The sequence below is a fragment of the Chryseobacterium sp. MMS23-Vi53 genome (assembly GCF_047651245.1).
Lineage (GTDB): Bacteria > Bacteroidota > Bacteroidia > Flavobacteriales > Weeksellaceae > Chryseobacterium.
The window spans coordinates 3127975-3143033 of record NZ_CP180265.1; the positions used below are offsets into that span (position 1 = coordinate 3127975).

The 15059-nt window shown below is 36.0% G+C and carries 9 protein-coding genes and 1 riboswitch; of the genes, 7 read left to right on the forward strand and 2 right to left on the reverse strand.

The genetic code is table 11. The features are described from left to right. Positions 1-23 precede the first annotated feature (23 nt). Both ACKX2A_RS14020 and ACKX2A_RS14025 read right to left on the reverse strand, forming a co-directional pair. Positions 24-1700: a T9SS type A sorting domain-containing protein gene (locus ACKX2A_RS14020; RefSeq protein ID WP_415325372.1), complete on the reverse strand. Its 1677-nt coding sequence runs from the start codon at positions 1698-1700 to the stop codon at positions 24-26. A gap of 237 nt (positions 1701-1937) precedes the next feature. Further along, positions 1938-4553 carry an MGH1-like glycoside hydrolase domain-containing protein gene (locus ACKX2A_RS14025; RefSeq protein WP_415325373.1) on the reverse strand — a complete coding sequence of 872 codons (2616 nt, stop codon included), beginning with the start codon at positions 4551-4553 and terminating at the stop codon, positions 1938-1940. A 188-nt stretch (positions 4554-4741) separates the two neighbouring features. After that, positions 4742-4849: riboswitch (SAM riboswitch) on the forward strand. A gap of 64 nt (positions 4850-4913) precedes the next feature. Between ACKX2A_RS14025 and ACKX2A_RS14030 the strand changes: the two genes are divergently transcribed. From ACKX2A_RS14030 to metF, 7 genes are all read left to right on the forward strand, one after another. Beyond that, the gene (locus ACKX2A_RS14030; protein ID WP_415325374.1) at positions 4914-5852 is read left to right on the forward strand and encodes an alpha/beta fold hydrolase; all 939 of its coding nucleotides are present in this window, start codon (positions 4914-4916) and stop codon (positions 5850-5852) included. A gap of 3 nt (positions 5853-5855) precedes the next feature. Next, on the forward strand, positions 5856-7394 hold the full coding sequence (locus ACKX2A_RS14035; RefSeq protein WP_415325375.1) for an ACT domain-containing protein: 1539 nt from the start codon (positions 5856-5858) through the stop codon (positions 7392-7394). 181 nt (positions 7395-7575) lie between these two features. Next, positions 7576-8775 (forward strand): O-succinylhomoserine sulfhydrylase, encoded by a 1200-nt coding sequence (locus ACKX2A_RS14040; protein WP_415325376.1) that lies wholly within the window; start codon positions 7576-7578, stop codon positions 8773-8775. A 96-nt stretch (positions 8776-8871) separates the two neighbouring features. Next, entirely contained in the window at positions 8872-9882 is a 1011-nt protein-coding gene (locus ACKX2A_RS14045) for a homocysteine S-methyltransferase family protein (RefSeq protein ID WP_415325377.1), read from the forward strand. A gap of 83 nt (positions 9883-9965) precedes the next feature. After that, positions 9966-11057, forward strand: a complete 1092-nt coding sequence (locus ACKX2A_RS14050) for a fatty acid desaturase family protein (RefSeq protein WP_415325378.1) — start codon at positions 9966-9968, stop codon at positions 11055-11057. Between the two features lie 4 nt (positions 11058-11061). After that, positions 11062-13728: a methionine synthase gene (gene metH / locus ACKX2A_RS14055; RefSeq protein WP_415325379.1), complete on the forward strand. Its 2667-nt coding sequence runs from the start codon at positions 11062-11064 to the stop codon at positions 13726-13728. A 31-nt stretch (positions 13729-13759) separates the two neighbouring features. Then, a complete protein-coding gene (gene metF, locus ACKX2A_RS14060; RefSeq protein WP_267405835.1) occupies positions 13760-14719 on the forward strand; it encodes a methylenetetrahydrofolate reductase [NAD(P)H] in 960 nt (319 codons plus the stop codon). Positions 14720-15059: the final 340 nt, after the last annotated feature.

Genomic DNA, 15059 nt, shown 5'->3' on the forward strand with positions numbered 1-15059 from the left:
GTATGAATGTGTGTGTAAATTATTTATCTTTTGATTGTTTTTGTGCTTTTCACAGAACCGTCTTTCATTGTTACTGTTAAAATATACATTCCAGATTTTAATTCTCCTAAGAACAATGTAGAAGAAGGATTATCTACTGTTTTTACAACGATTCCTGAAAGATCCGTTACAACAGCTTTTTTCACATTTTCAGCTTTTTCGATGTATAAAGTATCTACGAATGGATTCGGATAAGCGATTCTTTCTTTTTCTTTTGCAGACACTTCACTTGTTGCTAAGCTGGTTGGCTGAAGAGTAACCGTTACTGTGAATGTTCCGTTGTCGACCTTGTTATATTCAGTGGTACAATCTGTTCCACCGTAAGTTCTCCAAGCTCTAAGGTCGAAGTTTACGGTTCCTGTAAGATCATTTGCTAAAGTAAGTCCTGTTCTGTTGTAAGAATAAGTTCCTCCTGTAGATCCCGATCCAGAAGCTACTGATGCTTCAGCTACACCATTTGTTGAACAAACCAATAAAGTTCTTTGTTCGCTCATCCAACCGTTGCTTGCTGTAGTCATGTTGTAAGAAACAGCGGTAGATTTAATTTTATATCCAGCAGGAATGGTTACAGAAACTGTTCCAGGACAGTTTGTTGTAGATGAAGTTGTAACTCCTGAATTGTTGTATTCTGTATTGATATCTCCTAATGTGTAAGTCGCAGCAATTTGTCCCGTTGTAAATTCTTTCATTTTCCAGAATCCTTGAGAACCGCCGCAGTTTGATCTTACCCAAAAATAATAAGTTTGTCCTGTAGCTAAATTATTAATTGTTGCAGAGGTAACTCCTGCTGCCACGCTTCCTGAAGGAGTTTGTGTAGCCAATGGAGCAACTGGAGATGTACTGTAATAATATTGATATCCTGAAGATGGAGCATTGGTTGGAGCAGTCCAGCTTAGGGTTGCAGTATCCATTGTTGAGCTATAAGTGATGTTCGATGGCGATCCGCAAGAATTGTAAGCATCTGCAGAGAATGCAAAAATATTTGGGATACCACCTGTTCCGTTTTTCGTTACAGTTACACTTTTTACACTTTTAGACTGGTTTGCAGCATTTATTGCTAATGGAATTTGATATAATCTTGGGTTTGTTCCATTTCCGGATTCCAGATTGTTGTTGGTGATGTTAATTCTTCCGATTCCCTGAATAGCGTAATTTGTTCCGCCGTACCAGTCAGCAATACTTAATCCTGTAAATGTTTGTGAAGTATTATCTGTAAAATTTACATCAACATCTACTGTACAGGCTCCACTTCCTCCTGTTGCCAACATATATAAGCTGATTGCCGGAAGAGGTGTTGTAAATACCAAAGTGCCATTGTCTCCTATATTTTGTAATCTTAATGAATTGTTTGCACTGTAAGATGCCATTTGATAAGATAACCCGGAAGTAGAACCAACAGCAGAATTGATAATTCCGTTTACCGGAAGACCATAAGTAAGGGGAGTACTTGTTGCTGTCAGTTGATAGTCGCGAGAAATAAATGCGTAGCTTACACCATCCACATCGGTATTGGTTGAAGAAGCTGCTGTACCCACTCCGTTGGCAATAACATCGGCATTGAAACCACTTTGTACCGGCATCGGCTGATATTCCTGAGCTTTTAAGTGTGTCATCGCTATAGTTGAGAGTACCATTGCGATAGGCAGTAATTTTCCTTTCATAAAAAATAATTATTAGGTTTTATGGCGCTAATATAGATATTTTGTTGTGAAAAAAATAACGTAATTTTGAATTTTATATTGAATTTTTATATTATTTAGATAAAATATATTATTATCTTAATGAGAAAATAGATTTTGACTATAATGGAGAGGTTCATTATTGAAATAATTAATATTATGTGATGAATAATAAAAAGCCCCTTAAAAAAGAGGCTTAAATTATATTAAAAATGTTCATTAAATTGTCAATCTCGGTTTCATCAACTTAGCAACTGTCGCTGTCCAGCCCGTTTGGTGGGATGCGCCGACTCCGCGGCCGTTATCTCCATGAAAATATTCAAAAAAGGTGATATAATCTTTAAAATTTTCATCATAATTAAATTTTGCATTTCCACCATTGAAGGCACGTTCTCCATTTTCATCTTTCAGGAAAATAGAACACAATCTTCCGCTGATATTTTGTGCCACTTCATCTAGATTTCTTTTTTCTCCGCTTCCTGTTGGCAATTCAACTTTCAGACTATTTCCATAATAAAAATGAAATCTCTGCAAACTTTCAACAATCAAAAAGTTAATCGGAAACCAAATCGGACCTCTCCAATTGCTGTTTCCGCCAAACATTCTGCTGTCGCTTTCTGCGGGGGTATAATAAACTACATTTTCATTTCCATGAACGGAAAATTTAAAAGGATTCTCTTCATATACTTTAGACATTGCACGAATACCATATTGGCTTAAAAATTCTTTTTCGTCCAGCATTCTACTCAGCACTTTTGTTAAACGCGTTTTGCGGAGAATACTCATTAAATGCTTTCTTCCGTGTCCTTCTTCTTCCCAGTGTGAAACAAGTTTTGTCAGTTCAGGTTTATTTTTTAAAACCCATTCCATTCTCGCTTGGAAATTTGGCATTTTATCCAGTAGATGATGATCAATAATTTCCACCGCAAACATCGGAATCAAGCCAACAATACTTCTCAGTTTCAACGAAACACTGTCTCCGTTTCCAAGTTGTAAAACATCATAGAAAAATCCATCTTCTTCGTTCCAAAGCCCATTTTTACCATCTCCCAGATTTTCCATGGCTTCGGCAATATAAAGATAATGTTCAAAAAATTTAATCGCCATATCTTCATAAACCTGGTAATACTGAGCCAATTCCATGGCAATTCGCATCATATTCAAAGCGTACATTGCCATCCAGCTCGTTCCATCGGCTTGTTCTAGATGCTGACCGTCTTTTAGCTCCATATTTCGGTCAAAAGCTCCAATATTATCGAGTCCAAGGAAACCTCCTCCAAAAATGTTTTTCCCGTTTTTATCTTTTCGGTTGACCCACCAAGTGAAATTCAACAACAATTTCTGAAAAACTTTTTCTAAAAATAAAAGATCCGGTTTTCCGTTTTGCTTTTCATCAATTTTAAAAACTCTGAAGCAAGACCATGCATGAACAGGCGGATTTACGTCACTTAAATTCCATTCATAAGCCGGAAGTTGTCCGTTCGGATGCATGTACCATTCCTTCGTCAGCAAAAGAAGCTGACCTTTCGCAAATTCAGCATCAATAATCGCAAACGGAACACAGTGGAAAGCCAAATCCCAAGTCGCATACCAAGGATACTCCCATTTATCGGGCATCGAAATGATGTCTTTGTTGTGCATGTGATTCCACTCCGTATTTCTTACGTAATTGTTGAAATCTCTCGGAGCTTCAAAATTAGGATCACCTTTAAGCCATTTTCCGACGTTGTAATGATAAAATTGCTTATTCCAAAGCAAACCCGCAAAAGCCTGTCTCTGAACATTTTTTTCATCATCATTCGTTACATCATTCTGAATTTCATCATAAAATTCATTGGCTTCAAAGATTCTTGTCTTTAAAATTTCATCAAACTGATAAAATGGTTCATCTAATTCATTCGGTGACAATCTGAAATCAAATGTTTTAGACTGTCTCGCTTCAATCATTTCATCAATTAGAAAAGAAGCTTTAGTTCCCCTTTTTTCGGGATTTACGGTGTTGCTTCCATAGGTAATGTAGTCATTAATTCCGTCTTTATAATAGGTATTTCCCGGATAAGGAGCTCCATATAATTTCGGAGAATTGGTTTCATTATCACAGAAAACACTTTCTGCATTCATATTTCTGGAATAAAACTTTTTGATCGAAATACTGTCATGATTAATATCGATACAACCTTCATACGAAGCATTCGTTTGTCCTTTATATGTGTTGTATCCCCATTTCCAGTTGTTCCTGAACCAAACAGTCGGTGCAACTACAATCGGAGCATCAGCATCACTCCTGTTGAAAACTGTTACTCGAACTAAAAAATCATTGTGGTCAGCTTTGGCATATTCAATGAAAATATCAAAATATTCATCTTTATCAAAAATTCCGGTATCGAAAATTTCATATTCCGGTTCTTTCTTGCTTCTTCTAGCATTTTCTGCACGGATTTCATCGTAAGGAAACGCATTGATAGGGTATTTATACACCATTTTCATATAACTATGAGTCGGTGTGTTATCTAAATAATAAAACAGTTCTTTGATGTCTTCCCCATGATTTCCCTGAGGATTGCTCAGCCCAAAGAAACGCTCTTTTACCATTTTATCTTTCTTATTCCAAAAGGATAGAGCGAAACAGAAAAGCTGCTTTGCATCGGAAATTCCGGCAATTCCTTCTTCGCCCCAACGATAGGCGTAGCTTTCGGCAGTGTTATGATTGGCAAAATTCCATGCATCGCCGTTGGAACTGTAATCTTCACGTACATTTCCCCATTGTCGGTTGCTGACGTATGGTCCCCAATTTTTCCAGTTATTATCTTGTAATCTTTGTTTTTCGGTACTCATATTTCAACATTTTTCATTACGAAGTTAGTTTTTTTGCTAAAAATTTCCAACTTATTAAATTTGAATTATAATTAATATGCTCTTGCAAACCTTCTGTTTATCGGAGTTTTTTATATTAAATTAAATTTTTATAAATATTTAAAAGAAAAGTTTTATCTTTGCACCATTCGATCATTCAAATATTGAAAATGTTATCAAGAAAGGTTGAGGGATTAGACCCTGTGAAACCTTAGCAACCCTTTGCGCAAGCAATGAAGGTGCTACGTTCTACCAAAATTATTTTGGACAGATAACTACTGAATCTTTTTTCAGCCATTTCCTGTGGCATTTTCAATTGTATTATCAAAAAGTATAATAGAATTGAAAACAGAACTAAACTATATTAATCTCGCGTATCTTACAAATTCCCATAAGGAATATCATATCTCGTTGAGCTATCAGCTTTTCGGGAAAGACTTGTTTTCAGCACCTATAATTTTAGTTAATCATGCTTTAACCGGAAATTCAGATGTTTCGGGAGAAAAAGGATGGTGGAAAAAATTAATTGGTAGAAATCAGGTTATTGATACCGAAAAATATACAGTTCTGTGTTTCAATATTCCTGGAAACGGATATGATGATTTTTTAATTGATAATTATGAAGATTTCACACCTTCAGATATTGCCAATATCTTTTTGCAAGGTCTTGAAATTTTAAATATTAAAAGTTTACACGCCATTATTGGAGGTTCTCTGGGAGGAGGGATCGGTTGGGAAATGTTGGTGAAACAACCAAATCTTGCCGAGATTTTCATTCCTATTGCCTGCGATTTTAAAACCCACGACTGGCTTCATGCACAATGTCTGGTTCAGAAGTTTTTATTAAATCAAAATGATGAACCATTACAAAAAGCCAGAATTCATGCGATGTTGTGCTATCGAACGCCGGAATCGTTAAATGAAAGATTTCAAAATAAATACAATCAGGAAAAACAGAGATTAGAGTCTGAAGATTGGCTGATTTATCACGGAAACGCTTTAAACGAAAGATTTAGTTTAAAATCTTACAAGCTGATGAATCATTTGCTGATGAACATCAATACCGATGAACATCAACTGGAAAACATCCACGCACGAATGCACATGATCTCCGTTGATACCGATTTATTTTTCCCTGCTTCTGAAATCCGAATGTGCTATCAAAAGCTGAAAGAAAAAAAGGAAAATGTTTTTTATCACGAGATCACCTCAATTCATGGGCACGATGCCTTCTTAATGGAATACGAACAATTAAATAATATCATTAAAAATATTTTGTAGACGATGAAAAATGTAAATGAAATAAAATTTTTAAAAAACAGGTCAATCATCAAGTTTGAAGGAGAGGATTTCTTGGGAGAAATCGGTATTGACGGACGAATTTTCAAGGCGCTTACTTTGGCGAGAATCAGTGTTGGGGTTATTTCCCAGCAGGCCATCGAAAACGGAATTTCGATCCTAGTTCAGGAAAGTGATTCTGAAAAAGCGGTCAATTGCCTGATTGATGAATTTGAAGCAGAAAGAAAATCAGGGAAAGTTTCTCAGATTTACAGCATAAATAATGTGTCGGTTTTAGGTTTTGTAGCGGAGGATTTCAACAAAGTTTTGGCAGAATTGGCTAGAAATAATGTTTTTCCATTGCTTTTAAACCAAGTGGCAAGCGAAAAACGTATCAATATCGTTGTGACTTCTTCGCAGGACGAAAAAGCAAAAAATATCATCGAATCTGAAATTTCTAAAAAACCGAAAACGGTTCATTTGGCAATTATAGGACATGGAAATGTCGGAAAAACTTTGATTGAACAGGTTTTAGAATCATCAGAAGAAATTAAGAGACGTAAAAAAATCGATCTTAAAGTGGTTGCGGTAGCCAATTCAAGAAAAATTGCATTCAACAAAAAAGGGTTTGATAATAATTGGAATGATGAGGTTGTAACGGCTCAAAATCCTTCTAATGTTGAAGAATTAATTAATTTCTCAAAAGAAAATCAACTTGAAAATTTGATTGTTGTAGATAATACGGCAAGTAAAGATTTTGTCCACAATTATCATGCTTTGGCAGAAAACGGTTTCGATCTGGTTTCTTCTAACAAAATTTTCAATACGCTTCCGATCGAAGAATACCGTAAACTAAGATATACGTTGAACAAAAATAACAGACGTTATTTATACGAAACCAATGTTGGTGCAGGTTTACCATTAATTGATACGATTAAATTATTACACCTTTCAGGAGAAAATATCACAAGAATCAAAGGGGTGTTCTCAGGAACATTGAGTTATGTTTTCAACAATTTTTCTTTGAGAGATGATAAGTTTTCCACAATTATTAATGAAGCTTTGGAAAAAGGTTATACAGAACCAGATCCAAGAGAAGATTTATCTGGAAATGACGTTGCTAGAAAGTTGTTGATTCTGGCGAGAGAATTAGACTTGATTAATGAATTTGAAGATATCAATATTCAAAATCTTGTTCCTGAAAGTCTGCTTGAAGTTTCAAAATCTGAATTCCTTTCAAGACTGGAAGAATTAGACGAAGAATATCAAAAAATCAAAGAGAGCCAAGAACCTGATCATGTTTTAAGATATGTTGGAGATCTTCATGGAGATTTACAAAAAGAAAAAGGTGAGTTGGATGTAAAACTGGTTTCTGTTCCTGCCACTTCTGCGCTAGGACAACTGAAAGGTTCAGATTCAATCTTTGAAATCTATACAGAAAGTTATGGAGAAAATCCGATTGTCATCATGGGAGCTGGAGCCGGAGCACAGGTAACTGCAAGAGGTGTTTTCGGAGACATTTTAAGAGTAAGCGAAACAAAATAATCAGTGAACCCGAAAGGGTTCCAATATCAATAGCCGTAGGTAAAACCTATGGAACGAAATAATAAAATAACGTTAGGATGAAATCCTATCAAATAAATTAATGTAACAATATAATAATGTATCAATATAACAATTTGTAAAAAAGATTTTTAAATTGATATTTTATAAAAGATAAAAGTTTATGAGCGATAATTTTCAACCAGAAACTAGCAACGAGCAACTTTCAAATTTTGAAACACTTGCGATCAGAACCCAAACCGAAAGAACTCAGTTTGATGAGCATTCAACGCCTTTATATTTAACATCCAGCTTTATTTTTCAGGATGCGGAAGATATGAGAGCGAGTTTTGCAGAAGAAAAGCCAAAGAATTTATACAGCCGTTTTTCAAATCCGAATGTAACAGAATTTACGGATAAAATTGCGAAGATGGAAGGTGCAGAAGCAGGATATGCTTTCGCAACAGGGATGGCTGCGATTTATTCAACTTTTGCCACTTTGTTAAATGCGGGTGATCATATCGTAAGCTGTCAGTCGGTTTTCGGTTCTACACATACCTTGTTCACAAAATATTTCCCGAAATGGAATATTGAAACAACCTATTTCAAAGCCGAAGATGCAGAAAATGTTGAAAAATATATTCAGCCAAACACAAAGATTTTATATCTGGAAACGCCTACCAATCCTGCAATTGAAGTGTTGGATTTAGAATTTTTCGGTCAAATCGCAAAGAAACATAATTTAATTTTCATTGTGGATAACTGTTTCGCAACGCCTTATTTGCAGCAGCCGATAAAATACGGAGCAGACATCGTAGTTCATTCTGCTACAAAATTAATTGACGGTCAAGGTCGTGTTTTGGGTGGAGTAGCGGTTGGTAGAGAAGATTTGATTCGTGAGATTTATCTTTTCGCAAGAAACACTGGTCCTGCAATGTCACCTTTTAATGCGTGGGTGTTATCAAAAAGTTTAGAAACTTTGGCGATCCGTGTTGAAAAACATTGCGAGAATGCTTTAAAGGTTGCCGAATTTTTAGAAGGTCATCCGAAGGTAGAATTGGTAAAATATCCTTTCTTGCCATCTCATCCAAGTTATGAAGTAGCGAAAAAGCAAATGAAATTGGGCGGAAATATCGTAGCGTTCGAAATAAAAGGCGGAATTGAAGGCGGAAGAAACTTTTTAGATAAAATTAAAATGTGTTCGCTTTCCGCAAACCTAGGTGATACAAGAACGATTGTGACACATCCGGCTTCTACAACGCATTCCAAATTATCGGACGAAGAAAGAAATGAAGTAGGAATTACGGCAGGTTTGGTTCGTTGTTCAGTAGGTCTGGAAAATGTAGATGATATCATTGCAGATTTAAAACAGGCATTGGATTAATAATGAACCCGAAGGGTTCAACAACAATAGCCGTAGGTAAAATCCTATGGATAAAATATCAATCACGAATTAATTCAACGATGAAAAATAAATAAAATGAAAAATTCAGAACAACTATACAAAGCATTATCCGAAAGAATTTTAATTCTCGACGGAGCAATGGGAACAATGCTTCAGCGATACAAATTTGAGGAAGAAGATTACCGTGGCGAACGTTTCAAAGATTGGGAGCATCCTGTGAAAGGAAATAATGATTTGTTGTCATTAACGCAACCTCAGGCGATTGAAGAAGTTCACAAAAAATATCTGGAAGCAGGCGCAGACATCATCGAAACCAATACGTTTTCAGGAACAACTATTGCGATGGCAGATTATCACATGGAAGATTTAGTGTATGAATTGAACTATGAATCTGCAAAAATCGCCAGAAAAGTTTGTGACGAATTCACGGCTCAAAATCCTGACAAACCAAGATTTGTAGCAGGATCCATCGGCCCAACAAACAGAACAGCAAGTTTAAGTCCTGATGTAAACGATCCTGGTTACAGAGCAATCACTTTTGAAGAGCTAAGAGTTGCCTACAAACAGCAATGTGAAGCTTTATTAGACGGTGGATCAGATATTCTTTTGGTGGAAACGATTTTCGATACATTAAATGCAAAGGCAGCTTTATTCGCCATCGACGAACTTCAGGATGAAAGAGGAATTAAAATCCCGATCATGGTTTCCGGAACGATCACCGATGCTTCAGGAAGAACATTGAGCGGACAAACTGCAGAAGCATTTTTAATCTCAGTTTCTCATTTGAATTTATTAAGCGTAGGTTTCAATTGCGCTTTAGGAGCAAACCAATTGACACCGTATTTGGAGACATTAGCTCACAATTCAGAATTTGCTGTTTCCGCTTATCCGAATGCCGGTCTGCCAAATGCTTTTGGAAAATATGATGAAACGCCGGAAGATATGGCGAGTCAGGTCAAAGAATATGTTGAAAAAGGATTAATTAATATTATCGGAGGTTGTTGCGGAACAACGCCGGAACATATCAAGGCAATTGGAGATTTAGTTTCACAATATCCGCCAAGAAAATTGAATGAATTTGTCTGATTTAATAGATTTTTTTTATTGAATTGATAAAAAAGTAAACAGTTTTTAATATTAACTTTAAATAAATCATAAAATTTAAAGTAATGGAAAAACCGATTTACCTTAAAGATTCAGAGGATGCAAAACTGTTTAATGAATTAAGAAAGAAAGTGAACCAGCGTATAGAAGCCATTCCCGAAAACAGGGATCTTTATATTCAGATCAAAGCCATTATTTTGCCTTTGGTCTATTTTGGCTTATATGTGTTTGCGCTTTTCAATGCTGATAAGCTGTGGATTTATATTTCGAGTTTTGTGTTGATGGGAATTTCTTTAGTGTTGATTTATTTAAATTTAATTCACGAAGCGGCCCACAATAATATTTATAAAAGTAAGAGATTAAACTGTCTGGTTTTACAGATTTTCGATTTTGTGGGAGCAAATTCGTATATCTGGAAAAAAAGACATATTGCAAGCCACCATGCTTATCCGAATGTTGATGGATGGGATACCGACATTGAACAGAGCGGGCTATTGTTAATCGTTCCATGGATCAAAGCAAAAGGCGTTCAGAAATATCAGCATTTCTTTTTCTTTTTAGTGTATCCTTTATATCTGTTCAACTGGATGTTTATCCGTGATTTCAGAGATTTTTTTGATAGTGAAAGAGTCATTCTGAAAACACAGGGAGCAATTCCGACCAAAGAAAAAATTAAAATGGTTGCCTATAAACTGTTCTATTTTTTCTATCAGATTGCAGTTCCCGTTTTATTTTTTAAGGTATCCATTGGTTTAGCTTTGGGAGCTTGGTTTTTACAGGTGATTGCAGCGAGTATTTTTGCACTTTTTGTGCTGTTGCCTTTGCATCCGCTTCCTGATAATGCTTTTCCGAAACTGGATGAAAAAAACGGACTGCCATTCAGTTGGCTTCACCATCAGTTTGAAGTCACCAATGATTTACAGGAAAATAACTGGTTCGTAAGAAATGTACTGGGGAATTTCAACTTTCATGTTGCTCATCACCTTTTCCCGAATTACAGCTATTTATATTATAATGAAATTACAGAGGAAATCGAAGAATTTGCCAGAGAACACAATTTGGCATACAAAAGGTTTCCAATTTTCACCGCTTTGGGCAAACATGTGGATTTGCTGAAGCAAAATGCGAATAACGCATATTTTATTTTAGAAGAATAAATTGATGAAATATTTAAGATTATCGGGGCTTGAGCCTTTGATTATTACACCGGAAAGCAATTTTATCAACGTTGGTGAAAGAACCAATGTTGCCGGTTCAAAGAAATTTTTAAGATTAATAAAAGAAGAAAAGTTTGCGGAAGCATTGGATATCGCACGTCATCAGGTTGAAGGCGGAGCACAGATTCTTGATGTCAATTTCGACGACGGGTTGATCGACGGAAAAGCTTCCATGATTAAATTTTTGAATTTAATTGCTTCCGAGCCGGATATTTCCAGAATTCCTTTGATGATCGACTCCTCAAAATGGGAGATTTTAGAGGCCGGATTGCAGGTTGCGCAAGGAAAATGTGTGGTAAATTCTATCAGCTTAAAAGGCGGTGAAGAAGAATTCATCAAACAGGCAAAAGCGATTAAAAGATATGGAGCTGCTATGATTGTCATGGCATTTGATGAGGTGGGGCAAGCCGATACGTACGAACGTAGAATCGAAATTTCAAAGCGTTCTTATGATCTTTTGGTGAATAAGTTAAATTTCCCTGCTGAAGATATTATTTTCGATTTAAATATTTTCCCCGTCGCAACCGGGATGGATGAACACCGAAGAAATGCAATCGACTTCATTGAAGCAACGAGATGGGTTCGTCAGAACTTACTTTATGCTTCCGTGAGTGGGGGAGTTTCTAATGTTTCGTTCTCGTTCCGTGGAAATGATACCGTAAGAGAAGCGATGCACTCAGTTTTCCTATACCACGCGATTCAGGCGGGAATGAATATGGGAATCGTAAATCCCGCAATGTTGGAGGTTTATGATGAAATTAATAAGGAGCTTCTCGAATTAGTTGAAGATGTAATTCTTGATAAAAGAGAAGATGCCACAGAAAGACTTCTTGACTATTCCGAAAAACATAAATCGGTAAAAAAAGAAAAAGTTGAGGATCTGGAATGGAGAACAAAGCCATTACAAGATAGAATTACTCATGCTTTGGTAAAAGGAATTGATCGTTTCATCGAAGAAGATGTTGAGGAAGCCAGACAGCAGGCAGAAAAGCCATTACACGTTATTGAAGTTAATTTAATGACGGGAATGGGCGTTGTCGGAGATCTTTTCGGAAGCGGAAAAATGTTCTTGCCACAGGTAGTAAAATCGGCAAGGGTGATGAAAAAAGCGGTGGCTTATTTGCAACCTTACATTGAAGCGGAAAAAGACGGTTCGAAACCAGCCAACGGAAAAATTTTGATGGCGACCGTAAAAGGTGATGTTCATGACATTGGTAAAAATATTGTGAGCGTTGTTTTGGGTTGTAACAATTACGAAATTGTCGACCTTGGAGTGATGGTTCCTGCCGAAAAGATTATCCAGACTGCGATTGAAGAAAAAGTGGATGTTATCGGACTTAGTGGATTGATTACGCCAAGTTTGGATGAAATGGTGTACATCGCTTCAGAACTAGAAAGACAAAATTTAGATTTTCCTTTATTAATCGGTGGTGCAACAACTTCAAAAGCACATACCGCGGTGAAAATCGATTTAAAATATAAAAATGCTGTTGTTCATGTGAATGATGCTTCCAGAGCGGTAAACGTGGTAAGTTCATTGCTGGGAGACAGAAATAAAGAATATGTCGAGGATTTAAAGAACGATTATTCTGAATTCAGAGAAAAATTCCTGAACAGACAGGTTGATAAAGATTATGTTTCGATTGAAGATGCCCGAAAAGACAAATTTAAAATCGATTGGGAAAATGAAGAAATTTTTACACCCAATCAATTAGGAATTAAGGTTTTTGAAAATCAGGATTTGAGGGAATTATTACCTTTCATTGACTGGTCACCGTTTTTCAGAAGCTGGGATTTGCATGGAAAATATCCGCAGATTTTAGAAGATGAGGTTGTTGGAGCTCAGGCAAAGGAATTGTTCAAAGATGCCCAGGTAATTTTAAATCGAATTTTAGATGAAAAATTATTAACCGCAAAAGCTATTTTCGGAATTTTTAAGGCTAATTCGAATGAAACGGATGATATTTTAATCTTCGATGAAAATAATGAACAGAAAGTAAAATTCTTAACATTAAGACAACAGGCTCAACGTTCGAAAGGTAAAGATTATCTGGCTTTAAGTGATTTTATCGCGCCACAAAGTTCAGGAAAAACCGATTATATGGGAGCTTTCTGTGTAACAACAGGTTTCGGAACTGATGAATTGGCGGAAGAATATGAAAAAGCGAATGATGATTATAACGCCATTATGGTAAAAGCCTTGGCGGACCGTTTTGCAGAAGCGTACGCCGAATTTTTACATAAAAAAGTAAGAACCGAATATTGGGGTTACGCGAATCAGGAAAATTTAAGCAACGAAGAATTAATTGCCGAAAAATATAAAGGAATACGTCCGGCTCCAGGTTATCCGGCTTGTCCCGATCATTTGGAAAAACACGCGATTTGGGATCTTTTAAAAGTGGAAGAAGAAATCGGAGTTTATTTAACTGAAAGTTTAGCCATGTTCCCAACAGCAGCAGTTTCGGGATATTATTTCGGTAGTCCGCACGCCAAGTATTTCGGTTTAGGAAAAATTGCAGAAGACCAGTTAAAAGAATACTCTGAAAGAAAAGGTATTTCTCTTCAGGAGGCGAGAAAATGGCTGAATCCTAATTTGGCAGACGGAATTTAATTCAAATAAAAACTTACTATTATAATTAATAATGAAAATCACCGACCATATAAAAAATGCCAATGGCAAAACATTATTTTCCCTCGAAGTAGTTCCGCCCCAAAAAGGAATAGGGATTGAAGATTTATATAAAAACATCGATCCTTTAATGGAATTTAAGCCTCCATTTATCGATGTAACGACTTCCAGAGAAGAATATATTTACATCGACAAAGGAAACGGTTTGATGGAACGCCGAATTACAAGAATGCGTCCCGGAACATTGGGGATTTGTGCGGCCATTCAGCATAAATATAATGTAGATACCGTTCCGCATTTGCTTTGCGGAGGTTTTACGAAAGAAGAAACAGAATACCTTTTGGTAGATTGTATGTATCTCGGAATCGACAACATCATGGCTTTGAGAGGTGATGCCATGAAAGGACATCAGTATTTTGAGCCGACTCAGGGAGGCCACGCAAGTGCGATGGATCTGGTTCATCAAATTAATGACTTAGGGCGTGGGAAATATCTTCATAATCAGGATGAAGAATGTGAAGAGCATAATAAATTCTGCATAGGAGTGGCGGGTTATCCTGAAAAACACATGGAAGCACCTTCAATGAACTATGATCTTAAATGGCTGAAGCAAAAAGTAGATGCAGGTGCAGACTATATCGTAACGCAAATGTTTTTTGATAATAAAAAATTCATCGAGTTTGTGAAAAAAGCTCGCGAAATGGGAATTACGGTTCCTATTATTCCCGGAATCAAGCCGATTGCAACGAAAAAACATTTGAAAATCCTTCCTCAGATTTTTAAGATTGATTTACCGGAAGAGTTAATCAATGAAGTGGAAAATGCTAAAAATAATGAAGCTGTGAAGCAGATCGGAATTGAATGGGCGATAAACCAATGCCGAGAATTACTGGATTTTGGAGTTCCTGTCCTTCATTTTTATTCGATGGGTAAGAGTGATAATATTAAAAAAGTAGCCGGAGAGCTATTCTAATAAAGTAAATGAATATTTGATTGAAGCTTTGTCGAAAGACAAGGCTTTTTTGTTTGAACTTTATTTCTATACAAATATCATTTTAAGGTGATTGGTAAGTGAAGCACTTATCATTTTTATTGTTACAGTTAATCAGTAATTAACCTCAGTTAATCATTCCCACTATTTACTTAGTATTAATTTCTTATACCTTTAACTATAATCATTTAAATAGCTGAATTTAAATAATTTAAACAAAAACTTTAATAACCTTATAAATACAGGAATTATGCCGAAGATTCTATTAAAACCTCCCTAGGTTGATGTTTTATTACCATTAAAAAAATCATTAACCACAATA